The 25,836-nt window shown below is 55.7% G+C and carries 24 protein-coding genes; 6 read left to right on the plus strand and 18 right to left on the minus strand.

What is annotated here, in order from left to right; genetic code table 11:
- Positions 1-5: 5 nt before the first annotated feature.
- The 4 genes from ulaD to ulaA are packed head-to-tail and all read right to left on the minus strand — an operon-like array spanning position 6 to position 2,864.
- Positions 6-656 carry a 3-keto-L-gulonate-6-phosphate decarboxylase UlaD gene (ulaD, locus tag C3451_RS16115; RefSeq protein ID WP_045621041.1) on the minus strand — a complete coding sequence of 217 codons (651 nt, stop codon included), beginning with the start codon at positions 654-656 and terminating at the stop codon, positions 6-8.
- 12 nt (positions 657-668) lie between these two features.
- Positions 669-1,136: a PTS ascorbate transporter subunit IIA gene (ulaC, locus tag C3451_RS16120; protein ID WP_003856024.1), complete on the minus strand. Its 468-nt coding sequence runs from the start codon at positions 1,134-1,136 to the stop codon at positions 669-671.
- A 9-nt stretch (positions 1,137-1,145) separates the two neighbouring features.
- Positions 1,146-1,451, minus strand: a complete 306-nt coding sequence (ulaB, locus tag C3451_RS16125; protein WP_003856022.1) for a PTS ascorbate transporter subunit IIB — start codon at positions 1,449-1,451, stop codon at positions 1,146-1,148.
- 12 nt (positions 1,452-1,463) lie between these two features.
- Entirely contained in the window at positions 1,464-2,864 is a 1,401-nt protein-coding gene (gene ulaA, locus C3451_RS16130) for a PTS ascorbate transporter subunit IIC (protein ID WP_022646831.1), read from the minus strand.
- A gap of 359 nt (positions 2,865-3,223) precedes the next feature.
- Between ulaA and ulaG the strand changes: the two genes are divergently transcribed.
- Positions 3,224-4,288 carry an L-ascorbate 6-phosphate lactonase gene (gene ulaG / locus C3451_RS16135; protein WP_023299142.1) on the plus strand — a complete coding sequence of 355 codons (1,065 nt, stop codon included), beginning with the start codon at positions 3,224-3,226 and terminating at the stop codon, positions 4,286-4,288.
- Positions 4,289-4,397: 109 nt separating this feature from the next.
- On the plus strand, positions 4,398-5,153 hold the full coding sequence (ulaR, locus tag C3451_RS16140; protein WP_003856014.1) for an HTH-type transcriptional regulator UlaR: 756 nt from the start codon (positions 4,398-4,400) through the stop codon (positions 5,151-5,153).
- Here ulaR and yjfP read toward each other — a convergent pair.
- The gene (gene yjfP / locus C3451_RS16145) at positions 5,150-5,872 is read right to left on the minus strand and encodes an esterase (RefSeq protein WP_045621043.1); all 723 of its coding nucleotides are present in this window, start codon (positions 5,870-5,872) and stop codon (positions 5,150-5,152) included. The two genes, ulaR and yjfP, sit on opposite strands and share 4 nt — an antisense overlap.
- A 137-nt stretch (positions 5,873-6,009) precedes the next feature.
- On the opposite strand from yjfP, the gene bsmA reads away from it, so the two are divergent.
- From bsmA to C3451_RS16160, 3 genes are all read left to right on the plus strand, one after another.
- On the plus strand, positions 6,010-6,339 hold the full coding sequence (bsmA, locus tag C3451_RS16150; RefSeq protein WP_003856011.1) for a biofilm peroxide resistance protein BsmA: 330 nt from the start codon (positions 6,010-6,012) through the stop codon (positions 6,337-6,339).
- 148 nt (positions 6,340-6,487) lie between these two features.
- Positions 6,488-6,763 carry a DUF1471 family protease activator YjfN gene (yjfN, locus tag C3451_RS16155; RefSeq protein ID WP_003856009.1) on the plus strand — a complete coding sequence of 92 codons (276 nt, stop codon included), beginning with the start codon at positions 6,488-6,490 and terminating at the stop codon, positions 6,761-6,763.
- Positions 6,764-6,933: 170 nt separating this feature from the next.
- On the plus strand, positions 6,934-8,865 hold the full coding sequence (locus tag C3451_RS16160) for a methyl-accepting chemotaxis protein (RefSeq protein ID WP_023299139.1): 1,932 nt from the start codon (positions 6,934-6,936) through the stop codon (positions 8,863-8,865).
- On the opposite strand, the gene C3451_RS16165 is transcribed toward C3451_RS16160, so the two are convergent.
- Positions 8,862-10,484 carry an isovaleryl-CoA dehydrogenase gene (locus C3451_RS16165; RefSeq protein WP_045621044.1) on the minus strand — a complete coding sequence of 541 codons (1,623 nt, stop codon included), beginning with the start codon at positions 10,482-10,484 and terminating at the stop codon, positions 8,862-8,864. The two genes, C3451_RS16160 and C3451_RS16165, sit on opposite strands and share 4 nt — an antisense overlap.
- 195 nt (positions 10,485-10,679) lie before the next feature.
- Between C3451_RS16165 and C3451_RS16170 the strand changes: the two genes are divergently transcribed.
- Positions 10,680-11,954, plus strand: a complete 1,275-nt coding sequence (locus C3451_RS16170; protein WP_015572471.1) for an MFS transporter — start codon at positions 10,680-10,682, stop codon at positions 11,952-11,954.
- A 91-nt stretch (positions 11,955-12,045) separates the two neighbouring features.
- Here C3451_RS16170 and rlmB read toward each other — a convergent pair whose 3' ends face one another.
- The 12 genes from rlmB to amiB all read right to left on the minus strand — a co-directional run bounded on the left by rlmB (position 12,046) and on the right by amiB (position 25,824).
- On the minus strand, positions 12,046-12,777 hold the full coding sequence (gene rlmB, locus C3451_RS16175) for a 23S rRNA (guanosine(2251)-2'-O)-methyltransferase RlmB (RefSeq protein WP_003856001.1): 732 nt from the start codon (positions 12,775-12,777) through the stop codon (positions 12,046-12,048).
- Positions 12,778-12,841: 64 nt separating this feature from the next.
- Positions 12,842-15,283: a ribonuclease R gene (rnr, locus tag C3451_RS16180; RefSeq protein WP_023299135.1), complete on the minus strand. Its 2,442-nt coding sequence runs from the start codon at positions 15,281-15,283 to the stop codon at positions 12,842-12,844.
- A 38-nt stretch (positions 15,284-15,321) separates the two neighbouring features.
- Positions 15,322-15,747 carry a nitric oxide-sensing transcriptional repressor NsrR gene (gene nsrR / locus C3451_RS16185; protein WP_003855998.1) on the minus strand — a complete coding sequence of 142 codons (426 nt, stop codon included), beginning with the start codon at positions 15,745-15,747 and terminating at the stop codon, positions 15,322-15,324.
- 192 nt (positions 15,748-15,939) lie between these two features.
- Positions 15,940-17,238, minus strand: a complete 1,299-nt coding sequence (locus C3451_RS16190; protein WP_032621775.1) for an adenylosuccinate synthase — start codon at positions 17,236-17,238, stop codon at positions 15,940-15,942.
- A gap of 104 nt (positions 17,239-17,342) precedes the next feature.
- The gene (locus C3451_RS16195) at positions 17,343-17,540 is read right to left on the minus strand and encodes a DUF2065 domain-containing protein (protein ID WP_003855996.1); all 198 of its coding nucleotides are present in this window, start codon (positions 17,538-17,540) and stop codon (positions 17,343-17,345) included.
- Positions 17,541-17,611: 71 nt separating this feature from the next.
- Complete coding sequence (hflC, locus tag C3451_RS16200) at positions 17,612-18,616, minus strand: protease modulator HflC (RefSeq protein WP_022646821.1); 1,005 nt, start codon at positions 18,614-18,616, stop codon at positions 17,612-17,614.
- A 2-nt stretch (positions 18,617-18,618) separates the two neighbouring features.
- Positions 18,619-19,878 (minus strand): FtsH protease activity modulator HflK, encoded by a 1,260-nt coding sequence (gene hflK, locus C3451_RS16205; RefSeq protein WP_022646820.1) that lies wholly within the window; start codon positions 19,876-19,878, stop codon positions 18,619-18,621.
- A 56-nt stretch (positions 19,879-19,934) separates the two neighbouring features.
- Positions 19,935-21,215, minus strand: a complete 1,281-nt coding sequence (hflX, locus tag C3451_RS16210; RefSeq protein WP_003855991.1) for a ribosome rescue GTPase HflX — start codon at positions 21,213-21,215, stop codon at positions 19,935-19,937.
- Between the two features lie 74 nt (positions 21,216-21,289).
- Positions 21,290-21,601 (minus strand): RNA chaperone Hfq, encoded by a 312-nt coding sequence (gene hfq, locus C3451_RS16215; RefSeq protein ID WP_006810391.1) that lies wholly within the window; start codon positions 21,599-21,601, stop codon positions 21,290-21,292.
- Between the two features lie 85 nt (positions 21,602-21,686).
- On the minus strand, positions 21,687-22,637 hold the full coding sequence (gene miaA, locus C3451_RS16220; RefSeq protein ID WP_023299133.1) for a tRNA (adenosine(37)-N6)-dimethylallyltransferase MiaA: 951 nt from the start codon (positions 22,635-22,637) through the stop codon (positions 21,687-21,689).
- On the minus strand, positions 22,630-24,474 hold the full coding sequence (gene mutL / locus C3451_RS16225) for a DNA mismatch repair endonuclease MutL (RefSeq protein ID WP_045621046.1): 1,845 nt from the start codon (positions 24,472-24,474) through the stop codon (positions 22,630-22,632). The genes miaA and mutL overlap by 8 nt, the downstream gene beginning before the upstream one ends.
- A 9-nt stretch (positions 24,475-24,483) precedes the next feature.
- Positions 24,484-25,824 (minus strand): N-acetylmuramoyl-L-alanine amidase AmiB, encoded by a 1,341-nt coding sequence (gene amiB, locus C3451_RS16230; RefSeq protein WP_045621047.1) that lies wholly within the window; start codon positions 25,822-25,824, stop codon positions 24,484-24,486.
- Between the last annotated feature and the right edge of the window lie 12 nt (positions 25,825-25,836).

Genomic DNA, 25,836 nt, shown 5'->3' on the forward strand with positions numbered 1-25,836 from the left:
GCTCCTTAACCCCAAAGCTGAGCGATTGAGCGTTTAAACTGACGCGCAGCTTCCACCGGAGATTCCGCATCGCGAATGCTACGACCGGCAATAAAGACGTGGATTGGAATACCCTTGAACAGCGGCAGATCTTCCAGCGCCAGACCACCGGTCACGGTCACTTTGAAGCCCATATCGGCCAGGCGTTTGATCGCGTTGATATCGGCTTCGCCCCACGCCACACCTGCGGCCTGCGCATCACGGCTGCGGTGATAAACCACCTGCTGGATACCCGCTTCGCGCCACTCCTGTGCCTGCTCCCAGGTCCAGAAGCCGGTCAGTTCAATCTGCACGTCGCCGTTGAACTCTTTCGCCACGTCCAGCGCGCCTTTCGCAGTGTTGATATCTGCACAGCAGATCACGGTGACCCAGTCGGCGTTGGCTTCAAAGCACATGCGAGAGAGAATTTTGCCCGCATCGGCAATTTTGGCATCCGCCAGCACGATTTTATGCGGATAGAGCGCCTTCAGGTCACGAACCGCATGAACGCCTTCGCCCACGCACAGAATGGTGCCGACTTCGATGATGTCCACCTCTTCCGCAATCAGACGGGTGGTTTCGTAAGCGTGAGACAGCGTCTGGTTATCCAGCGCGACCTGCAACATTGGTAATGACATTTTCAATTCCTCTTAAACGGCCGCCGCAGTGGCGTTATCAATTAAATCCAGCACGTCCTGCGCGGTACGGCAGGCACGTAAACGGTCAAAATTAGCTTCGTCATCAAACAGGTTAACGATCTGCATGATGCCCACCTCCTGGTGGGTGTTGGCATCGACAGCTGCCATGGTGATCAGAATGTCGACCGGGTCGTTATCTTCGTGGTTGAACACCAGCGGGGTTTTCAGCGTCACCAGCGCAAAACCGGTTTTCTTGACACCCTCTTCCGGGCGGCCATGCGGCATTGCCAGCCCCGGGGCAATCACAAAATAGGGGCCGTGCTGCGCCACGCCATCCAGGATGGCCTGGTAATAACGCGGCTCGACAACGTCCGCCTTAACCAGCAGGTCCACGCTCAGCTTCACCGCTTCCTGCCAGGTACTGGCTTCGGCCTGTAAAAGGATGGAGTTATTCTCAGCCAGCGAATCACGTAGTTTCATGTGGCATCCTTACTTCACGTCTTGTGGGAAGTGCTCTTTGATCACTTCCAGCAGTTTTGGCCCAAAATCCGCAGGCGACAGCATGTTGCGCACGCCTACCACGTATTTGTTGCCCGACACGCTAATCTCGCCGGCAATGTGCGTTGAAGCGATGATGATGTCCGCGCCGTTCAGTTCACTTTTGTATTCACCCACTGCGCAGCTGTTCACCGTGTGGTCAATGTTTGACTGGGTTAAAAACTGGTCCACTTTCATTTTCATGATCATGGAGCTTCCTTGCCCATTGCCACACACAGCCAGGATACGTACGGTCATAATCGAAACTCCTTAGTGAGCAGAAACTTCTGCTGTTTGTTTTTCCGCATCTTCTTCAGCTCGCAGCGAACGGCCAGCGAAGAACATATAAGTCAGTGCAATCAGGATGATGACGGCCATAAAGACCAGCCCGACGGACGCAAAGCCCTGCATCATCGGCGGCGCCAGAATTGACCAGTCCGCCATGCCCATCCAGGCGCTCATGCCGGTGAGCTTGACCGCCCACACGCACCCGAAGATTTCAACCATGCCCATCACCAGGCAGATCTTGAGCGCGGCGCGCCATCCGCCGAAGTGGTTAGCAAACACGCCGATAGTGGCGTTGGAGAAGAACATCGGGATAAAGCCAGGAATAATCAGGATTGAGGAGCCACAGCCCACCAGGATGCCGACCGCAATCAGCTGGCCGATGGTGCCCCACATAAAGCCCCAGACGACGGCGTTTGGCGCAAAGCTATAGATAGCCGCACAGTCAATCGCCAGCACCGCGCCAGGGATCAGGCGCTGAGAGATACCGTTGAACGCTTCCGACAGCTCGGCGACGAACATACGCACGCCCTGAGTGATGATGAAAATGGCCACGGCAAAGGAGAAACCGGTTTGCAGGATATAGACCGTCCAGTGGGTTTTACCCGCCATCGCCTGCACCACGTCAATGCCAAAGGAGAGCAGGATGGCACCGAAGAAAAGGGTCATCACAATCGCCGTGGAGACGATGTTGTCGTGGAAGATATTCAACCAGCCAGGCAATTTGAGGTCTTCAACACTCTCCTCTTTTTTACCCAGGTACGGTGCAACTTTGTACGCAATCCAGGAGGCGAACTGCTGTTGGTGACCGATGGAGAAGCCGCAGCCGTCAGTAACGTCCTGCGTTGGCTTATACATCATGTTGGAGGTGATGCCCCAGTAAAGCGAGACCAGCACTGCCGTGCAGATGACCGTGGTCCACATTGGGTAGCCGAAGATATAGAGAGAAACGGCAATCAGCCCCGCCTGCTGGAACATGATGTGCCCGGTGAGCATGATGGTGCGAATACCGGTGATGCGGCGCAGGAGCACGTAAATGATGTTCAGCGCCAGCGCGAGCAGTACCGCATACCCAACCCAGCTGTACGCATCCCCCATGCGATCGATGGTGGCCATCATGGACGCGTAAGTGTCAGAGATGGCGCCGTTAATGCCATATACCTCAGACATTTTGGCAACGACCGGCTTAAACGTGCTGGTCAGAATGCCAGACCCCGCCTGCAACAGCATAAAACCAATGATGGTTTTGATGGTGCCTTTGATAATCACGCTGACGCTTTTGCGCAGCAGGATGTACCCCAGGCACGTCACGATACCCAGCAACAGCGGGGCGTTGGTCATTACCTGATTAAAGAAAACGGTAAAGACGTTGTAGAGGATCTCCATAACTCTCTCCAGAAAATGAGAACACGAGGGGCAATCCCTGTGTGGTTGGTGTCATCACTCTATTAATCACAAATAATCACCACAAGATTGCATTTGATTATTTGTGACGGATCACGCAATTTATTTCCATGGAGTTAGTAATGATTTTCACTACCGATCCAGAAAGATAAATAAATTCTTAATTTTCAATATATTAATTATATGCAGCGGTTATCTTAACAACGCCGAGGTGTATTTTCTGTGATGTGGCGAGGGGAATTTTCCGCAAATCAGCCATTGCAAATCGATTCAAACAGTGCCAGCATTAATCACAACAAGTCACAGTATGATTACTTTTGATTAAAACCAGGAGTCAAACGATGAGTAAAGTGAAAACCATCACCCGTGAATCATGGATTTTGAGTACCTTTCCGGAGTGGGGTAGCTGGCTGAACGAAGAGATCGAGCAGGAACAGGTTGCTCCTGGCACATTTGCGATGTGGTGGCTTGGATGCACCGGGATCTGGCTGAAATCAGAAGGCGGCGCCAACATTTGTGTTGATTTCTGGTGCGGCACCGGCAAACAGAGCCACGGCAATCCACTGATGAAAAAAGGCCACCAGATGCAGCGTATGGCCGGCGTTGAAAAGCTCCAGCCGAACCTGCGCACCACGCCTTTTGTGCTTGATCCTTTCGCCATTCGCCAGATCGACGCCGTTCTCTCTACCCACGATCACAACGATCATATCGACGTGAACGTGGCGGCAGCGGTAATGCAAAACTGCGCGGACGACGTACCCTTTATCGGGCCGCAGACCTGCGTGGATTTGTGGATTGGCTGGGGCGTGCCAAAAGAGCGCTGCATTGTGATGAAGCCGGGCGACGTGGTGAAAATCAAAGACGTTGAAATTCACGCGCTGGATGCCTTTGATCGCACCGCGCTGATCACCCTGCCTGCCGACCAGAAAGCCGCAGGCGTACTGCCTGACGGGATGGACGAGCGCGCAGTGAACTACCTGTTCAAAACGCCTGGCGGTTCCCTGTATCACAGCGGTGACTCTCACTACTCCAACTACTACGCGAAGCACGGTAACGAGCACCAGATTGACGTGGCGCTTGGCTCTTACGGTGAAAACCCGCGAGGGATTACCGACAAAATGACCAGCGCGGACATGCTGCGCATGGCCGAAGCGCTGAACACCAAAGTGGTGATCCCCTTCCACCACGATATCTGGTCAAACTTCCAGGCCGATCCGCAAGAGATCCGCGTCCTGTGGGAGATGAAAAAAGACCGACTCAAGTATGGTTTCAAGCCGTTCATCTGGCAGGTTGGCGGCAAGTTCACCTGGCCGCTGGATAAAGACAATCTCGAGTACCACTACCCGCGTGGTTTTGATGATTGCTTCACCATTGAGCCAGACCTGCCGTTCAAGTCCTTCCTCTGATTGTGCAGCCAATCGCCAGACACCGTGTCTGGCGATGTCATATTTAATTTAGTAATTTCATGCTATTTCAAATATCATCTTTTCAAATCAATTCTTTTCGGAATAGCTCATGACGGAAGCGCAACGGCATCAAATTTTACTGGAACTCCTGGCGCAAACAGGGTTTATCACCGTCGAGAAAGTGATCGAACGTTTAGGGATCTCCCCTGCTACCGCGCGGCGGGACATTAACAAGCTGGATGAAAGCGGCAAGCTGAAAAAAGTCCGCAACGGCGCAGAGGCCATCAGCCAGCAGCGTCCACGCTGGACGCCGATGAATATTCACCAGGCGCAGAATCACGATGAAAAGGTGCGGATTGCCAGAGCGGCATCACAGCTGGTGAATCCCGGGGAAAGCGTGGTGATTAACTGCGGCTCGACAGCGTTTTTACTGGGCCGAGAGATGTGCGGCAAGCCGGTGCAAATCATTACCAACTATCTGCCGCTGGCCAACTATCTCATTGACCAGGAACATGAAAGCGTGGTGATCATGGGCGGCCAGTATAACAAGAGCCAGTCCATAACCCTGAGCCCGCAGGACAGTGAAAACAGCCTCTACGCCGGGCACTGGATGTTTACCAGCGGCAAAGGCCTGACGGCGGATGGCCTGTATAAAACCGATATGCTCACCGCAATGGCAGAGCAGAACATGCTCAACGTGGTGGGTAAACTGGTGGTGCTGGTCGACAGCAGCAAGGTCGGTGAACGCGCCGGCATGCTTTTCAGCCGCGCCGAGCAAATCAGCATGGTGATCACCGGCAAAAACGCCAACCCCGAGATCCTCAGCAAGCTCGAGGATCAGGGTGTCACGGTGCTGCGCGTTTAAAGGTGCTGACGGAAAAACTCCACGGTGGCTTCCAGCGCAGCCGGAGTAATACGGTGCCGGACACCGGCACCCCACAGGCAGGTCAGATTGCTGTCCAGCCCTTCACGCTGTAGCGCCTGTTGCAGACGGAACGTTTCACCGGGCGGTACGACATCGTCGGCATCCCCATGCCACAGCAGCAGGGGACGATCGGCCAGCTGCGAAAGCGCATGGCTGACGTCCCATTCAGACAACAGGGCTTCAATCTCCTGAGGTGCCTGCGGCGGGAACAGCGTCTTTGCCAGTGACATAAAGTAGCCCGATCCCATCAGGCAAGCCACGGACGTCACCTCCGGATGCCTGGCCATGATCCCCAGCGCCGTCATTCCGCCCATTGATGCGCCTGCGACCGCCAGCCGTTTCTCCTCCACCAGCCCGGCCTGTAAAAGCGCGTCACGCAGCCCGGCGAACTCGGTCAGATTGCCGTGCAGCGTTTGCCAGAACAGCCCCAGCCGCGCCTGTTCATCGCCCGTAAAGCGTGCCCCATGATTCGGCGCATCAGGCATGACCACCCGGAAACCGGCCTGCGCCAGCGCGACGGCAAAATAGCTGTAGACCAGCTTAGAGGAGAGAAAACCATGATAGAAAACTACCGTCGGCAGCGGCTGTTCACCTTTACCAGCCGGAAAAGCATGGATGATTTCATGCTCACTAAGCAGGCGAGTTTCAATTTCAATCATTGTCGATCCTGTGCTGATGAATGATTCATAATGTTGAGAGCTGGATTACGGTTTCACGATATTTTCATTCGAAATCTACGTCCCAGATAACACTTCGGGAACATTCCCCCAAAACTAAATTCGCAGACCACTACACTATGGCTATCAGGAAAAGAGACAGGTTTATGCGCAGGCTTACCGCTTTATTGCTGGTCTCACTGCTCAGCGGATGTTCCGTATTGCAGGGTACGCCAGAACCGGCACCGCCGGTTACCGATCATCCTCAGGAAATTCGTCGTAATCAGACGGAAGGATTACAACGCCTGGGAACCGTATCCGCGATGGTTCGCGGTTCACCGGATGATGCAGAAGACGCAATTGAAGCACAGGCCGTTGCCGCAAAAGCAGATTATTACGTCATCACGATGATTGATGAAACCATTATTACGGGACAGTGGTATGCACAAGGCATTTTGTACCGTAAGTGAGCATCATCATTTGAACGACCTTTACACTGCTTTGCGTCCGTAGACATTTTCCTGTCCACAATAAACTCCATGCCAGCAACAATGGAAATGAGTTTATTCGCGAAGGATTGCCCGGCGGATACCGGAGACACGTGAAAAGGAGCTGACGATGAAACGAACCCTTGCTTTAACGACGCTATTGCTTTCAGCGGGCCTGCTGAGCACCACGGCGCAGTCGGCTGAATTTGCCAGCGCGGATTGCGTCACGGGCCTGAATGAGATTGGTCAGATCTCCGTCAATAATATCACGGGGAGTCCGCAAGACGTTGAACGTGTCGTCGCCCTGAAGGCGGATGAACAGGGCGCATCCTGGTATCGTATCGTCCAGATGCAGGAAGATCACCATGTTAATCACTGGCGCGTGCAGGCCATTCTTTATGCATAATCCCCTCCGATAAAAGCCACTTAATTTTAGTGGCTTTTCACTTTTGCAAATTTTTTATCTCTCCCGAAACTCAATAAAAACAAACGCGTAACATTCAGTTACATTAAACAGATAAACGTTCTCTCCGCTCTGCCGTTGAACAGCCATCACTTTTCAATAATGAGCAATATATGATCACCTTTTTCCGCCGGGCAGGACTGGGCACGAAGCTATCGCTGCTAACAGGTGTAAGTGTCGCTACGCTTTTTTTGCTGTTCACTTTCCTGTTGAGCCACAACGCCAGCCAGCAGCTTGAAGATCTTGCGGTTGAAGACCTGCATAACCAGTCCACCGGCATGGTGGATATGGTAGAGATGTTCAACACCAGCCTGAGCGAAGAAGTTGAAAGCTATACCCGTCTGTTCACCACCTTTTTGCCACAGCCATTGAACAGCGACAGTAGCCAGAGCCGGACCATAAATGGGCTTACCGTTCCTTTGCTGAAAGGCGGCGAAACGGAGTTGCATGAAAACAATACGCTTTCTGATGACTTCCTGAGCCGAACGGGAGCCATCTCGACGCTGTTTGTCCGCAGCGGTAACGATTTTGTCCGCGTGGCGACGTCGCTGCGCAAAGAGAATGGTGACCGCGCGATCGGAACCGTTCTTGATACCACCAGCCCGGCATTTGCCGCCGTCACTAAAGGGGAGGTCTATCGTGGCCTCGCGCTGCTGTTCGGCAAGCGCTATATCACGCAGTACCAGCCTGTTAAGAATGCGGAAGGCCAGGTTATCGGGATTATCTTTGTCGGCGTGGACATCACCCATTCGTGGAACGTCATGCGCGAGAAAATCCTTAACCGTCGTCTGGGCGAGAGCGGTCACTTCTTTGTACTGGATCGCAGTAGCGGCAAAACGCGCGGACAGTATCTGTTCCATGCCAGCGAAGAGGGCAAACTGCCTAACTGGGACACGGCGACACAGCAGCAGCTTCTGAGTGATAAAGCCGGCACGCTGGAACGCGTGAGCGCGGATGGCCGTACGCTCAAAGTTGCCTACACGCCGCTGCCGGGCTGGAACTGGACCATCGTGGGTGAAGTGGATAAAGCCGTACTGCTTTCAAGCGTCACCACACTGCGCGATCGCTTCCTGATGGCGGGCGTGGTGCTATCCGCTCTCTTCGCGGGCCTGTTCGTTATCCTCATTCGCCGGATGCTAACCCGCCCACTGCGCGAGGTGATCGCGCTTGCCCGGCAGTATGCCGCAGGCGATCTGCGCGCCAGCCTGCCGGTTACCCGCCAGGATGAAGTCGGCCAGCTGATTGACGCCATCAACGGGATCGGGGAAGGCCTGCAAAAAATTGTGTTGCAGGTCCGCGAGGCCGCAAGCGAGATCCATCTGGGGACTAACGCGCTGGCTTCAGACACCGGCGAGATATCTGAACAGATCAACAAGCAGGCCAGCAGCGTTGAGGAGACCTCCGCCAGCATGGAGCAATTAGCCGCCACCGTGCAGCAAAATGCCGCCAACATGGAGCAAACGCAGCAGCTGGTGGGTGAAACCTCGCGCGCGGTGCATCAGGGTGGAGAGACGGTGACCCACGCAGTCTCCACCATGGATGATATTCGCGATGCATCGAAACGCATTGAAGACATCACCCGCGTGATTGAGTCCATCGCTTTCCAGACCAATATCCTGGCGCTCAATGCGGCGGTTGAGGCGGCTCGGGCGGGCGAGCACGGGAAAGGTTTCGCAGTGGTGGCGCAAGAGGTACGCGCCCTGGCCGCACGCAGCGCCAACGCGGTAAAAGAGATTGAACAGCTGATTGGCGACACGCTGAACAAGGTGAGCGAAGGCCATGCGTTGTCTGAGCAGACGCGTCTGGCAATGGATGCCATCATTGTTCATATCGATAACATCAGCCAGCTTGTCACCGAGATCAACCACGCCTCCCGCGAGCAGTCGGCGGGAATTGGCCAGGTGAATCTGGCGATGACGCACATCGGTGAGGCATCGCACATCAATGCCGATCGCATCTCACGCAGCGAGCAGACAGCACAGACGCTGCGCGAGAAGGGTTCACATCTCACCCGGCTGGTGAGCCTGTTCCAGCTGAAGGCTTAACCGACCCGGCCCGTGGCGCGCAGCAGCAGGTCGTTTTGCACCTGCTCGCTCATCAGCGTGCCGCCCCGGGTATCCAGCATCATGCGGCACCACGCCTGCGCCACGGGCGGCGATGCGTGCCGCAGCATTTGACTTCCGGCCCCGAGTAAAAAGAGCTGCTGCGCGATCTCCCTGCCCTGCGCTTCCTGCGGTTTCCGCAGCTTCTGCTGTAGCTGACGCCAGCTGCGATCGAAGTGCCTGTCCTGACCTTTGACCTGCGCGAAATCATCGGCGAGCAGGTCGAGAATGCCCGGCTGCTTCGCCAGCACGCGCAGTACATCCAGGCACATAATATTGCCAGAGCCTTCCCAGATGCTGTTGACGGGCATTTCACGGTACAACCGCGGAAGCTCACTCTCTTCGCAATAGCCTGCACCGCCCAGCACCTCCATTGCCTCTGCCACAAACGGTATACCCGCTTTGCAGACGCTGTATTTTGCCGCCGGAGTGAAAAGCCGCGCCCATGCGGCTTCCTGTGGGTCGTTGCGGTTGTCCCACGCCCGGGCGAGTCGGAACAGCAGTGCCGTGTGTCCCTCCAGCACCAGCGCCATACGGCTTAGCACGTCGCGCATTAACGGCTGGTCGATCAGATTTTTGCCGAAGGTCTGCCGCTGATGGGCATGATAAAGCGCCACAGAGAGCGCACGGCGCATCAGTCCGTGGCTGCCCAGCGCGCAGTCAAAGCGCGTCAGCCCGCCCATCTTCAGAATTTGCCGGACGCCTTCCCCCTCTTCGCCCAGCAGCCAGCCGGAAGCATCAAGAAATTCAGCCTCACTGCTGGCATTTGAGCGGTTGCCGAGCTTGTCCTTCAGACGCTCAAGGTGCACGGCATTACGTTGCCCGTCGGGTAAGAAACGCGGGACAAAAAAGCAGGACAACCCGCCCTTCGCCTGCGCCAGCACCAGATGCGCATCGCTCTGCGGCACGGAGAAAAACCATTTGTGCCCCACCAGCCGGTAACTGCCATCGCTGCATTTCTCTGCTTTGGTAGTATTACTGAGTACGTCCGAACCGCCCTGCTTTTCCGTCATCCCCATGCCGATCAGCAGGCCGCGCTTTTGCGCCCCCGGCGCAAGATGGGGGTCGTAGCGATCGCTCATCAGCGGCGTTAACCACTCATGAAACGGTTTGGGCAGCGACCGTTGCAACAGCGGCGTGGCCGCAAAGGTCATGGTCACCGGGCAAAGCGTTCCCGCCTCCACCTGAGCATGAAGTACGAAACGCGCGGCCCTGGCGACGAACGATCCTTTCCGCGCCTCCTCCTCCCACGCCAGGTTGTGCACCCGGTTGGCGCAAAGCCCCTGCATCAGAAGATGCCATGCCGGATGAAAGCGGACGTCATCCAGCCTCGCTCCCGTGGCGTCATAACGCAGCAGCTCCGGCGGATTAACGTTCGCCAGTCTGCCCAGCTCCAGCGACTCTGCCGTACCCAACTGCTGGCCGATGCTGGCAAGAAGATCCACATCCCACTCAGCCCCTTCGCGCGCTACCGCATCGCGCAGGGCGCAATCAGAGAGAAAAAGGTTGCTGTTCGATAGCGGTGCAGGTTGATTAAAAACGGTATGTGTCTGCCAGTGCATGCTGTCTCCCTCCTTTCATTGGCAATAAAGATAAGTATGGACAGAGGGCATGCACGCTGCATGGGAGGGGGGTCACACGATGACGATCGTGTTGATATCATTCGTGAAATAGCTCACAGAACATAAGAATAAACTATTTCCTTACCTCACTAATGCTGAATAATTTATTCTTACCCCGTTTTTGTGAGGATCGTTATGCAACAGGATGCGCACAAGCGTGCATTAATTGCAGGCTCCATCGGTAATTTCATCGAGTGGTATGAATTTGCGGTCTATGGTTTTCTGGCAACGGTGATTGCCAGAAACTTCTTCCAGCTTGAGGGGGAAGCGGAGCTCACCAGCCTGATCCTCACCTGGGCCTCATTCGCCATCGCTTTCTTCTTCCGCCCGCTGGGTGCGGTGGTCTTTGGCCGCATTGGCGACAGGATTGGCCGTAAACCGACGCTGATTATTGTGCTGGTATTGATGACGCTCGCCACCGCTGCCATCGGTATTGTGCCGGTCTACGCCAGTATCGGGATTGCCGCGCCGCTGATCGTTACACTCCTGCGTATTCTGCAAGGACTGTTTGCGGGCGGTGAGTATGGCGGCGCGGTCTCGTTGATGACGGAGTTCGCCCCGCGCGGCAAGCGCGGTCTTTACGGGGCATGGCAGTCCTTCACCGTGGCGCTCGGGCTGTTAGCAGGCGCAGGCATTGTCGCGTTGCTCTCTGCCCTTCTCTCCCCTGAAGCCTTGCACGACTGGGGCTGGCGCATTCCGTTCTTCCTGGCGTTGCCGATGGGTGCGGTCGCGCTATGGCTGCGGGTAAGCATGGAAGAGACACCGAGCTTTGTGCAGCAACGGGAAAAACCGGTTGTTACTCAGGCCAGCACCGCCGCCACGTTCAAAACCATTCTGATGGGCATTGGTCGCGTGATGGTCTGGTCTGCGGCGGGTTATACTTATCTGGTGATTATGCCGACCTATCTGCAATCTGCGCTGCACACCGGTTTTAACCAGGCGCTGCTGATTGCGGTGATTTCTAACATTGGGTTTGCGCTCACGATCATTCCGTCGGGCATGCTGAGCGACAGGATCGGGCGGCGGACGGTGATGATTATCGCCACCGTGCTCCTGCTGATCCTCGCCCTGCCGCTGCTGAAAATTTTGCAGGCGGAGTCCAGCACGCTGGCTGTCAAAGCGATTGTGGTGCTGATTGCTGGAGGTCTGGTTGGGATGCTGGCAGGGCCGGGGCCGGCAATGCTGTCTGAGATGTTCCCGACGCGCGTGCGTTATACCGGGCTGGGGCTGGCCTATTCTCTGTCGAATGCGATCTTCTCGGGCTGTGCGGGGCTGATCATTACCGGGCTGATTAAAGAGACGGGCAATCTGGATATTCCGGCGTACTACGTGATGGCAACGGCGGTGGTGAGTATTTTCGCGCTGATGACGCTGAGAAAGGATGACCATTTGCGGTCGTTAGAGGAGTGAGATTGTTGCCCGGTGGCGCTGCGCTTACCGGGCCTACGGTACCATGCTTTTGTAGGCCGGGTAAGGCGAAGCCGCCACCCGGCACAACAGGCTACCCGCGCTGACGCACCGCTTCAAACAGGCAGATACCCGTCGCAACAGAAACGTTCAGGGACGATACGCTGCCCGCCATCGGAATGCTGATCAGCTCATCGCAGTGCTCGCGGGTCAGGCGACGCATGCCTTCACCTTCTGCCCCCATCACCAGCGCCATACGGCCGGTCATTTTGCTCTGATACAGAGTGTGATCCGCTTCACCGGCCGTGCCGACGATCCAGATATTCTCTTCCTGCAACAGACGCATGGTGCGCGCCAGGTTAGTCACGCGGATCAGCGGAACGTTTTCCGCCGCGCCGCAGGCCACTTTTTTAGCGGTAGCGTTAAGCTGCGCGGAACGATCTCTTGGCACAATCACCGCATGCACGCCTGCTGCATCGGCGCTACGCAGGCACGCGCCCAGGTTGTGCGGGTCGGTTACGCCATCGAGGATCAGGAAAAACGGGTTATCCAGCTCAGCGATCAGATCCGGCAGATCGTTCTCCTGATACTGACGGCCCGGCTTCACGCGCGCGATAATGCCCTGGTGTACAGCACCTTCGCTTTTCTCATCCAGATACTGGCGGTTCGCCAGCTGGATCACGACGCCCTGCGCTTCCAGCGCGTGGATCAGCGGCATCAGACGTTTGTCTTCACGCCCTTTCAGAATAAAAACTTCCTGAAAACGCTCCGGCGCGCGCTCCAGCAGGGCCTGCACCGCGTGGATGCCGTAAATCATTTCACTCATTGATGGTTCTCGTAATAAATATTTTCCCTCTCCCCGTTGGGGAGAGGGTCAGGGTGAGGGGAAATTACTCCGCCTGCTGTTTCTTCGCCGCGCGCTTCGCTTTGGTTGCGGCCGCTATTTTTTGGGTCTTGGTCGACGGTTTTTTCGCTTTACGAGCGTCTTTTTTCGCCGCCTTGGGCTTCTGCTGCTTCTCGCCACGGAAGGCGCTGTCTGGCTCAAAGTTTACTCTTTTACCTGCCTGACGTCGCTTGCCGCCCGCTTTACCGTTGCCGCCTTTTTTCGCTTTCTCACGCTCGGTTTTCCCGACGTTACGCGGAGCCCGTTCGCTGGAGATGAGGCTGAAGTCGATTTTACGGTCGTCCATATTCACGGCTTCTACCTTCACTTCCACCCGATCGCCCAGACGGTAGGTCTGACCGCCGGATTCACCGATCAGACGTTGTCCGACCTGGTCGAAGCGGTAGTAATCGTTATCAAGGCTGGAAACGTGCACCAGACCGTCGATAAACAGCTCATCCAGACGTACGAAGAAGCCAAAGCCGGTGACGCTGGCAATCACACCTTTAAAGACGTTACCCACCTGATCCAGCATAAAGTCACACTTCAGCCAGTCCGCCACGTCGCGCGTTGCTTCATCCGCACGACGCTCGGTCATGGAACAGTGCTGGCCCAGTTGCAGCATCTCTTCCATGGAGTAGTGATACCCACCGGTTTCGGTCGTATTGCCTTTGTGACCTTGCTCGTGCGCCAGCAGATACTTGATCGCACGGTGCAGGGACAGATCCGGATAACGGCGAATCGGCGAGGTAAAGTGCGCATACGACTGTAACGCCAGACCAAAGTGGCCCCGGTTTTCCGGATCGTAAATCGCCTGCTTCATGGAACGCAGCAGCATGGTTTGCAGCATTTCCGCGTCAGGACGATCGCTGATGGATTCCAGCAGCTCGGCATAATCGCGTGGCTCAGGCTTATTGCCGCCAGGCAGTTCCAGGCCGAGTTCGGCCAGCACGGAACGGAACGAGGTTACGGCTTCCGTGGTTGGCTTATCGTGAATACGGAACAGCGCAGGCTCTTTGGCTTTCTCAACGAAACGTGCCGCCGAGATGTTCGCCAGGATCATACACTCTTCAATCAGCTTGTGCGCATCGTTACGCTGAGTCTGCTCGATTCGCTCGATACGACGCTCAGCGTTAAAGATGAATTTCGCTTCTTCACTCTCAAACGAGATCCCACCGCGCTCTTCGCGCGCCTGATCCAGCGTTTTGTAGAGGTTGTGCAGCTCTTCGATGTGTTTGACCAGCGGCGCGTACTGTTCGCGAAGATCCTGATCGCCCTGCAACATATGCCAGACCTTGGTATAGGTCAGGCGCGCATGAGAACTCATCACCGCTTCGTAGAACTTATAGCCCGTCAGACGTCCCTTGCTGGAGATGGTCATTTCGCAGACCATACACAGGCGGTCCACCTGCGGGTTGAGGGAACACAGGCCGTTAGAGAGCACTTCTGGCAGCATCGGTACAACCTGCGACGGGAAGTATACTGACGTACCGCGGCTGCGCGCTTCGTTATCCAGCGGCGTGTGTGGACGTACGTAATAACTCACATCCGCGATAGCCACCCACAGACGCCAGCCGCCACCGCGTTTTTTCTCACAGTACACGGCATCATCGAAGTCGCGGGCGTCTTCACCATCAATGGTGACCAGCGGCAGATCGCGCAGATCCACGCGGCCTGCTTTGGACTCTTCCGGCACTTCTTCACGCAGGTTTTCGATCTGGTCTTCAACCGCTTTCGGCCAGACGTAAGGAATTTCATGGGTGCGCAGCGCCATATCAACGGCCATGCCGGTGCCCATGTTATCGCCCAGCACTTCGACGATTTTACCTACCGCTTTGGTACGGCGGGTCGGGCGCTGGGTAAGTTCAACCACTACCACAAAGCCCATGCGTGCGCCCATCACCTCTTCAGGCGGGATGAGAATGTCGAAGCTCAGACGGCTATCGTCCGGCACCACAAAGCCTACGCCCGCATCGGTAAAGTAACGGCCTACAATCTGGCTGGTTTTCGGCACCAGCACGCGGACCACGCGCGCTTCGCGGCGGCCTTTACGATCTGCACCCAGCGGCTGCGCCAGGATCTGGTCGCCGTGAATACACATCTTCATCTGTTCGGATGAGAGGTACAGGTCGTCTTTACGGCCTTCCACGCGCAGGAAGCCGAAGCCATCGCGATGACCAATAACGGTGCCTTTCAGCAGATCGAGGCGTTCTGGCAGCGCGTAGCACTGGCGACGAGTAAAGACCAGCTGGCCGTCGCGCTCCATGGCGCGCAGGCGGCGGCGAAGGGCTTCAATTTGCTCTTCACCCTCAATGTTTAATTCAACGGCAAGTTCTTCACGATTGGCGGGTTTTTCGCGTTTTGTTAAGTGTTCAATGATGAACTCGCGGCTGGGGATAGGATTCGCGTATTTTTCGGCTTCGCGTTCCTGGAAAGGATCTTGTGACATGTCGGTTCCTCCGTTGTCAGCTCCGGTGGAAATTTTCTTCATTCCACCAGCAATAATTTATAAAGCGGTTGATTCTCTTCAACCAAATCGGCCAGCGTGTAGTTATCCAGTTCCTTGAGAAAACTTTGCACGGCCTTTGAAAGCGCCTGCTTCAGGCGGCAAGCGGGCGTAATGTGGCAAAACGCGCTGCTACAGTTCACCAGAGATAGCGGCTCCAGTTCACGTACCACATCGCCGATACGGATACTCTGTGCCGGTTTACCGAGACGGATCCCTCCATTCTTCCCGCGGACGGCAGCAACGTATCCGGCACGACTAAGTTGATTGATTATTTTGACCATATGATTACGGGACACACCGTACACCTCTGTGACTTCAGAGATGCTGGTCATCTTCCCATCGGGTAACGACGCCATGTAAATCAGCGCGCGTAAGCCGTAATCGGTGAAACTTGTTAACTGCACATCAACCTCAGGAAAAAGGGAAAACGCGGTCAAACCGCAGAGATATTCATTAATGATGATAAACCAGCCAGATAGTTAGCGGCTAATTTATTTGACAGACGGGGCGAAAAAGCGGAGATCCAGGAGCGGTCGCCGGATGGCGCTGCGCTTATCCGGCCTACGGGTTTCCCCGCAGGCCAGCAGTCACGAAGATTATGCGTCGAACGGGTCGCGCAGGATCATCGTTTCAGTACGATCCGGGCCGGTAGAAATAATATCGATCGGCACTTCGGTCAGTTCTTCAATACGCTTAATGTAGTCCAGCGCAGCTTTTGGCAGGCCACTACGTTCTTTCACACCGAAGGTGGTCTCAGACCAGCCCGGCATGGTTTCGTAGATTGGCTCAATGCCTTCCCAGTCGTCAGCGGCCAGCGGAGTGGTAGTCACTTCGCGACCATCTGGCAGACGGTAGCCCACGCAGATTTTCACTTCTTTCAGGCCGTCCAGTACGTCCAGCTTGGTCAGGCAGAAGCCAGACAGGGAGTTGATCTGCACAGCACGACGCACGGCAACGGCGTCCAGCCAGCCGGTACGACGACGACGACCGGTGGTTGCGCCAAACTCGTTACCCTGCTTGCAGAGGAACTCGCCGGTTTCATCAAACAGCTCCGTCGGGAATGGACCCGCACCCACGCGAGTGGAGTATGCTTTGATGATGCCCAGAACGTAATCCACATAACGTGGGCCCAGGCCGGAGCCGGTTGCCACGCCACCCGCGGTGGTGTTAGAGGACGTTACATACGGATAGGTACCGTGGTCGATGTCCAGCAGGGTACCCTGCGCACCTTCAAACATGACGAAATCGCCACGCTTGCGCGCCTGGTCCAGCAGATCGGACACATCAACAACCATGCCGGTCAGAATGTCAGCAATCGCCATGACGTCATCCAGCACTTTCTGGTAGTCAACGGCTTCGGCTTTATAGAAATTCACCAGCTGGAAGTTGTGATATTCCATCACTTCTTTCAGTTTTTCAGCGAAGGTCGCTTTGTCGAAGAGGTCGCCCACACGCAGACCGCGACGAGCCACTTTATCTTCGTATGCCGGGCCGATGCCACGACCGGTAGTGCCGATCGCTTTCGCGCCACGCGCTTTTTCACGCGCCACGTCCAGCGCCACATGATAGTCCAGGATCAGCGGGCAGGCTTCGGAGAGCAGCAGACGCTCACGAACAGGGATACCACGGTCTTCCAGACCTTTCATCTCTTTCATCAGCGCAGCTGGAGACAGCACAACGCCGTTACCGATGATGCTAGTGACGTTTTCGCGAAGAATGCCTGATGGAATAAGATGGAGGACGGTTTTTTCACCGTTGATTACGAGAGTATGGCCTGCGTTGTGACCGCCCTGGTAGCGTACAACATATTTAGCCCGTTCAGTCAGAAGATCGACAATCTTCCCTTTACCTTCGTCACCCCATTGGGTGCCCAGTACGACGACGTTGTTACCCATTTTTTTCAAAATCACCGTTTGCTTAAAAATGGATTCTACCATCGCTTTTTCAGATATACAGCACTTTTTGACCCTAAAATATGCCGATTGCGGTTAGTTTTTGATCAGCCAATCGTTTTCCTCAACATGTAGTAGATAACGATACCGGCAACCACAAGTCCACCACCAAAACGACGCAAAATATTGTCCGGAAGTTGGCTCATTGTCGCGATCATCCGTCGCCATGCGCGTGGATAGAGCATCGGGCCGAGGCCTTCCAGCACCAAAACCAAAGCCAGTGCAAGCCAGATCGTTGAATTCATTTTTCATCCTTATAAAAGAAAACCACCGCTCCGTGAAGAGCGGTGGTTTGAATACTCAAACGAGCCTGAGTTTATCGCGTTGCGTTAGTCGGCGTCTTCATATAACGGAAGAAATCGCTGTCCGGGCTGAGTACCATCACATCCTGGTTGCTCTGGAAGCTATTCTCGTAAGCACGCAGGCTACGGATAAAGGCGTAGAAGTCGGGATCCTGGCTGAAGGCATCGGCAAACAGCTTCGCGGCTTCGGCATCGCCTTCACCACGCAGGATACGGCCCTGACGCTCAGATTCCGCCAGCGTCTTGGTCACTTCGTAGTCCGCTGCGGCACGCAGTTTCTCGGCCTCTTCCTGACCCTGTGAACGGTGACGACGGGCTACCGCTTCACGCTCGGCGCGCATACGGTTGTAGATCGCCTCGGACACCTCCGCTGGCAGGTTGATCTGCTTGATACGCACGTCAACCACTTCGATACCCAGTGCAGCCATACTGTTCGGGTTGATCACCGGTACTTTACCGTTGGTTTCAGCCTGAACGCGTTCAGCCGCTTTGGCAATCGCGTCATCCGCTGCCGGTGTTTCCACTTCGTCTTCGGTACCCGCTGTACCTGAGTTCAACGCATCACGCACTTCCAGGGTCAGACGACCTCGGGAGTCGGTCACGATGTCTTTTACATCCAGACGACCAATTTCAGAACGCAGACGGTCAGAGAACTTACGTTTCAGCAGCACTTCTGCCTGAGAAACGTCACCACCGCCGGTTGCCAGGAAGTAGCGGCTGAAGTCGCTGATGCGCCATTTGATGTAGGAATCAACGATCAGGTCTTTCTTCTCTTTAGTCACGAAACGGTCGGCCTGGTTATCCATGGTCTGGATACGTGCGTCGAGCGTTTTGACTGACTGAATGAAAGGCACCTTGAAGTGCAGACCCGGCTCGTAGATCACCGGACGCTTGTCGCCGTCACGCACGACGCTGCTAAACTGGAACTTGATCCCACGTTCGCCCTCTTTCACCACAAAGATGGAGGTGTAGAGCACGACCAGTGCGATGATGATGATCGCAATAACTGACTTACGCATCCTTATTCCCCCTGACGCTGGTAGTCGTTACGCTGCGCGTTAGCACGGCGTTGGTCCATAATGTCACCATCGTTCGAAGAAGGCGTTGTGTTCGCGCTGGAGCTACCAGACGAGGCTGGCGGCAGACGCAGCAGGTTGTTGGCTCCGCTGTTGTCTTTTGCTGCCGGTGCAGAACCGCCTTTAAGCATCTGATCCAGCGGCAGGACCATCAGGTTTCCGCCTTTGTTGTCGTTAACCAGCACTTTACGCGTATGGCTCAGCACTTTTTCCATGGTCTCGATATAGAGACGCTCACGGGTAATTTCCGGCGCGGCTTTATATTCCGGCAGGATCTTCGCGAAGCGAGCCACTTCACCCTGTGCTTCCAAGATGGTCTGGGTCTTATACGCGCGCGCTTCTTCCAGAATACGCTGCGCCTGACCGTTTGCACGCGGCTGAACTTCGTTGGTGTACGCTTCCGCTTCACGGATGTACTGCTGTTCGTTTTCACGCGCGGCAATCGCATCGTCAAACGCCGCTTTCACCTCTTCCGGCGGACGTGCAGCCTGGAAGTTGACGTCCAGCAGGGTAATACCCATGTTGTACGGACGGATGGTCTCTTCCAGCTCGCGCTGGGTATCGCTACGAATAACGGTACGACCTTCGGTCAGGATACGGTCCATGGTGTATTTACCGATCACGCCACGCAGGGCGCTGTCGGTCGCCTGACGCAGGCTGTCATCCGCGCTGGTCACGCTAAACAGATAACGCTCAGGATCGGTCACGCGGTACTGGACGTTCATCTCAACGCGCACCACGTTTTCGTCAGAGGTCAACATCACGCCAGACGCCGCCAGTTCACGGACGGACTCCACGTTCACTGCGGTCACGTTATCAATGAAGGTCGGTTTCCAGTTCAGGCCCGGCTCAACCAGATGGCTGAACTTACCGAAACGGGTTACCACGCCGCGCTCTGCTTCTTTAATGGTGTAGAACCCGCTGGCTGCCCAGATGATGACTACCGCCGCGGCCACAATGCTTACTACGCGGCCACCCATAGGCGGGCGCGGACTCTGAGTGGAGTTGCCACCCGAGCCAGAACCTTTTCCTCCGCCAAGGCCACCAAGCTTTTTGCTCAGTTTGCGGAAGATATCATCCAGATCCGGCGGCCCCTGCTCGCGACCACCTTTGTTGCCATTTCCCCCAGAGTTGCCGCCTTGATTATTGCTGCTTCCCCACGGGTCGCGGTCCTGTCCGTTATTACCGGGCTGATTCCACGCCATGTATATGCTCCATATTTGTTATGCAAGGGCGAATTTTTCAGGCTTCCCCTTTCTGATCAGACGATATAGTCCGCCAGCGCAGGTTCTTGTTTACAGAGGCGACGCCAGTCAACGATCGGCATACGCACCTGCATCCCCACGCTGCCGTCATCCTCCATCCACTCTTTTTCTATCGCCTGAAGCTGATAAAACCGGCTACGCAGCCTGCCTTCCTGTGGCGGCAGTCGCAGCGTGTGCTGAGCTACCTCACCGGAAAGACGTTCTGTCAAAGCCTGGAAAAGCAGTGGCACACCAATCCCGGCCTGAGCAGATAGCCAGACCCGAATTGGTTTGTTCTCTTCATCTCGGTCAATACGCGGTTCGAAATCGTCCAGCATATCGATCTTGTTCATCACCAACAAAGTGGGAATTTCGTGGGCGTCAATCTCTTCGAGCACCACATTCACCGCGTCGATGTTCTCCTGCACGCGTACGTCAGCCGCATCAATCACGTGCAGCAGCAGGGTCGCCTGACGCGTCTCCTGCAAGGTCGCTTTAAACGCCGCCACCAGATCGTGCGGCAGATGGCGGATAAACCCTACGGTATCCGCCAGTACCGTTTCACCGACGTCTGCGACGTCAATACGGCGCAGCGTAGGGTCCAGGGTCGCAAACAGCTGGTCTGCGGCATACACCTGGGCCTCGGTTATCTGGTTAAACAGGGTGGATTTACCGGCGTTGGTATAGCCCACCAGCGACACCGTTGGGATGTCGGCTTTGGTTCGCGCCCGACGCCCCTGTTCGCGCTGTTTCTCGACACGCTCCAGACGAGAAAGGATCTGGGTTATACGGCCACGCAGCAAACGACGGTCGGTTTCGAGCTGGGTTTCACCCGGGCCACGTAAACCAATCCCGCCTTTTTGTCTTTCAAGGTGTGTCCAGCCACGCACCAGACGCGTCGCCAGATGGCGCAACTGCGCCAGCTCAACCTGCAACTTACCCTCGTGGGTACGCGCACGCTGAGCAAAAATATCTAAGATCAACCCCGTGCGATCGATAACACGACATTCGCAGAGAGCTTCCAGGTTACGTTCCTGAGCCGGAGACAGCGCATGATCAAACAGCACGACTGATGCGCCGGTTGCTTTTACGGCATCCGCAATTTCAACTGCTTTACCTTCACCAACAAAGTACTTCGGGTGCGGCGCTTTACGGCTACCGGTAATCACCTGCATTGCTTCGACACCGGCGGAAGAGACCAGAGATTCAAACTCCTGGAGGTCTTCCATATCTTTGTCTTGCGAAAAATAGATGTGTACCAGCACCGCCTGCTCACCGGCGTCATAACGGTCAAACAAGCGTAAACCTCTCTAAAAAGATCAGCGGGGAACGCAGGATCCCTGGCTCCCCGTGTGGAAAACAGCCCAAAACCTTATTCGGTTTCTTCGCTGTCCTGCGCAGGAGCAGATGAACCCTGCGCGTTGCTGCCATGATGGTAGTTACTGCCAGTGCCGCCGCCAGCGTTATTGCTGTGATGAGATACCGGACGGGACGGAACAACAGTAGAAATCGCGTGCTTATAGACCATCTGGCTGACCGTGTTTTTCAACAGGATCACGAACTGATCGAAAGACTCAATCTGACCTTGCAGCTTAATACCATTCACCAAATAAATAGAAACTGGAACACGCTCCCGACGCAATGCGTTCAGGAACGGATCTTGTAAAGATTGCCCCTTAGCCATTCTATCTTTTCCTTATATGCTTGTTTTGTACTTAGAACCTTGCGATTCTGAAAAATTGCGCACGATACGGCTTAATTGTACACATTCAGTCAGCGATATCACCAATAACCTCAATCACTTCGTTTAACGCCTGTTGTGGTTTTTCACTGTCTAACCAGTGAACCCCCTCCCAACCGCGCAACCAGGTGATCTGGCGCTTCGCTAACTGTCTCGTGGCGCAAACACCTCGATAAACCATTTCATCGTATGAAATCTCGCCTTCAAGATACGACCACATCTGGCGGTATCCCACACAACGAATGGAAGGCATGTCCGTATGCAAATCTCCACGGGCAAAAAGCGCCCGCACTTCTGCTTCAAAATCTGAAGCCAACATCTGATGAAAACGCTGCTCAATTCGTTGATGGAGCAGTTCACGGCTCGCCGGGGCGATGGCGAACTGATGCACCTGATACGGCAGAGCGTCTCCTGACGTTTGCGTCAGTTCCGTTAAAGTTTTACCCGAAATGAAAAAAACTTCCAGTGCCCGGGAAAGCCTTTGCGGATCGTTTGGGTGGATCCGCGCTGCGGCAACCGGGTCAATCTCTTCCAGTTGCCTGTGCAAAACGTCCCACCCCTGCTCTGCCGCCTGCCGCTCAATCTTCGCTCTCACTTCCGGATCGGCCGATGGCAGAGGCGATAACCCCTCCAGCAGCGCCTTAAAGTAGAGCATCGTGCCGCCAACTAACAGCGGTATGCGTCCCGCGGCGGTAATCTCGGCCATCTCAGCTAAGGCGTCGCGGCGAAAATCTGCTGCGGAGTAAGCCTGTGCCGGGTCGAGAATATCCAGTAAACGGTGCGGTGCCGCACGCAGTTCGTCTGCGTTGGGCTTCGCCGTGCCGATGTCCATTCCTCGGTAAATGAGGGCTGAATCAACGCTAATCAACTCTACTGGCAAAACTTTACGTAACTCAATGGCTAACGCCGTTTTACCGGAGGCCGTTGGCCCCATTAAAAAAATCGCCTTTGGCAGGCTCGCCTTACTTACATCAGTCATGTTTCAGGGCGGTCATCGCCGTTTTTAAATCAACAGGTTGTAACAAACCACCTGGCGGCGCTTTCACCAGTTGTGGACAGAGGCGTTCCACCTCTGCCAGAACGTTAATCGCCTGCGCCATACTCCACGGCGAATGTTCGCTGGCCAGATGGCGGGCGATCCACTGCGCGGTATCGGCGGCATCAAACGTTGTTTGTTGCGCCAGGTAGCCTATCAGTTCAGGAATCAAGTTTTGTAAATTTTGTTGGCGTAAGGGTAAAGGCACTGCGCGAATTGTCACATGCTGCGCGTCCAGTACGATTTCAATCCCCATTTCGGCAAGAAGCGCCTGGGCACGCTGCAAAACCCCTGTTTCTTCATGGTTTATTTTCAACCGAACCGGGATCAGTAACGGCTGAGCACAGGCGGCGTTTTCCCCTGGCGTCAGTTGCGCCTGTTTAAGCCAGCGTTCCGCTACCGGCAACGCCAGCAGCATCAATTTCCCCTCGCGTTCAAGCAGTGCCATGTCCGGGGCGACAATCGTCAATACCCGGCCAAAACTCTGGCTATGTCCGTCAAGGGAAGACGGCGATACCTCAATATGTTCTTTCCGTTCCACGGCTGGGGTGTCCAGCAATTTACGGTACAACGCCCCTTGCTGCTTTTGATACCCCGGCTGGGCATTTGGGTAGTTGGCGCCCGTCGGGCGCGGTGCGCTTCCCGCTGACGAAAAACGCGGAGCCACTGGTTCGCGCGCGGCTGCGGGTTCAGCGAAATGGTTACGTCCGGCCGCCACGCGATTTTCTGGCAGCGATCGCGGTGCAGGAATGTCGTTTTCCAGCGGCAGCGTTGGCTCAGCCTGCTTCTGCAAAACGCTAACGACGCCCTGATAGATAAAATCATGCACCAGACGCGACTGGTGGAAACGCACCTCGTGCTTGGCGGGATGGACGTTCACATCCACCTGGTGCGGGTCGATCTCCAGATAAAGCACAAAGGCGGGCTTTTGATCGGCGCCGAGCTTATCTTCACAGGCCTGGCGAATGGCGTGGTTAATCAGACGGTCGCGCATCATTCGACCGTTGACGTAGCAGTACTGAATCTCAGCAAACGCGGCGCTACTGGCGTTCGGATCGGCAACCCAGCCGCGCAGGGCCAAATCGCCATGCTGCCACTCAATGGCCAGCGCTTTTTCCAGGAACGGCGTGCCGCAGATGGCGCCCAGCCGACGCTCCTTTTGCCCGCCTTCCGCCACTGCCCGGTACTGACGCATCACCTTACCGTTATGACTGAGGTTAAGAGTGACATCAAAGCGTGCCAGCGCGATGCGGCGGATGATCTCGTCGATATGTCCGAATTCGGTCTTCTCGGTTCGCATAAACTTGCGCCGGGCGGGCGTGTTATAGAAAAGATCCAGCACTTCAAGCGTGGTGCCTACCGGGTGCGCCGCTGGTTTAACCGTGACGTCCATATCGCGCCCTTCGGCGTAGGCCTGCCAGGCTTCCTGCTGGTCGGCCGTGCGGGAGGTCAACGTTAAGCGGGAAACGGAGCTGATACTGGCCAGCGCTTCGCCGCGAAAACCCAGGCTGATAATCGCTTCCAGATCGTCAAGTGACGCAATTTTACTGGTGGCATGACGCGCCAGCGCCAGCGCCAGCTCGTCCTTTTTGATGCCACAGCCGTTATCACGAATGCGGATAAGCTTTGCGCCCCCGCGTTCAATATCGATATCAATGCGGGTCGCCCCTGCATCGAGGCTGTTTTCCACCAGCTCTTTCACCACCGATGCAGGGCGTTCCACCACCTCACCGGCGGCGATTTGGTTCGCGAGCTGCGGCGGTAGAACCTGAATCGGCATGAACTCTCCTTAATTAGTCGCGGTCATCTCACCCGGCAGCGCGGCGCTTGCCGTCTGGGCTGCCCCGCCCTGCGGCGCAGACTGAAGCGGATGCGCGTCAAAGTATTTACGCAGACCGTTATAAATCGCTTCAGCAATTTGCTGCTGATAGCTGTCGCTTCCCAGTAAACGCTCTTCACCGTGATTACTGATAAAACCCGTCTCTACCAGAATCGACGGAATATCCGGCGAACGCAGGACACCGAGGCTCGCATGTTCCGGACGACGCTTATGCAGCGATCCGACGCTTTGCAGCTGGTTGAGTACGTTAGTGGCGACATCATACCCGACGCGCTGAGAATGACCGAACTGTAAATCCAGCACCGCCTGGCTGAGATACGGATCGGCCTGGCTGTTTGCCAGCACATCGCCTGCCCCGCCTAACAGTTCAGACTGCTTCTCGTGCTCTTCAAGCCAGTTCGCCATTTCACTGTTGGCACGACGGTTCGACAGTACCCATACCGACGCGCCGGTGGCGTTACGGTTCGGCGCAGCATCCGCGTGAATCGACACCAGGAAGTTGGCGTTTTGCTTACGCGCCACATCCGAGCGTCCCATCACTGAAATAAAGTAATCTCCGTCGCGGGTCATGACCCCTTTGAACATCGGATCGTCATTCAGAAGCGCACGCAGCTTACGGGCAATGGCGATAGTGACGTTTTTCTCCCGCGTGCCGCCCGGGCCAATCGCGCCAGGATCTTGCCCGCCGTGTCCGGCGTCGATGGCGATAATCACTTTGTCGCCACTGACCGGCGTACGCCGCGCGCTGACCGCCGGACGCGTCACCGTGTTGCTGCTGGTCACGGCGGTAAGTCGGTCATTTTGTGATTTAAACGGATTACGGGCTGGCTCAGACGGCCTTGGGGTATAAACCGGCGCCTCCACGCGTTTTGCTACAACAGGTGCAGGCGGTGGCGGCGGCGGAACATCAGCATTAATGGTAAAGACCACCGTATAATTGGCGCCGTTTTGCTGCTTAACCGCCTTCGTCTTGCCCTTTTCGGTGAGATCGACCACCAGACGCAGAGACTGTGCATCCTTCGGCGTCCCCGAACGGATGCTTTTCACCAGATTGTTGCCGCTGAACTGGAGCGGCAGCCCCTGGATCACCCCGGTCTGTTTAATATCGAGCGCCACGCTGCGGCTGTCGATTTGTGAGAAAGCATATTCAGGATCGCCCATAAAGCTGAACGTAATACGGGCCTGGCTATCGCCATTCGACACCTGAATATCCGAGAGGCTGGCCGCCCCGGCCTGCGCGCACAGCAGGACCGTGGCAGCCAGCACCCAATCTTTAACGCGATTAATCATCCCGTTATCCCT

It is taken from the genome of Enterobacter sp. 301B (assembly GCF_003850715.1).
Lineage (GTDB): Bacteria > Pseudomonadota > Gammaproteobacteria > Enterobacterales > Enterobacteriaceae > Enterobacter > Enterobacter intestinihominis.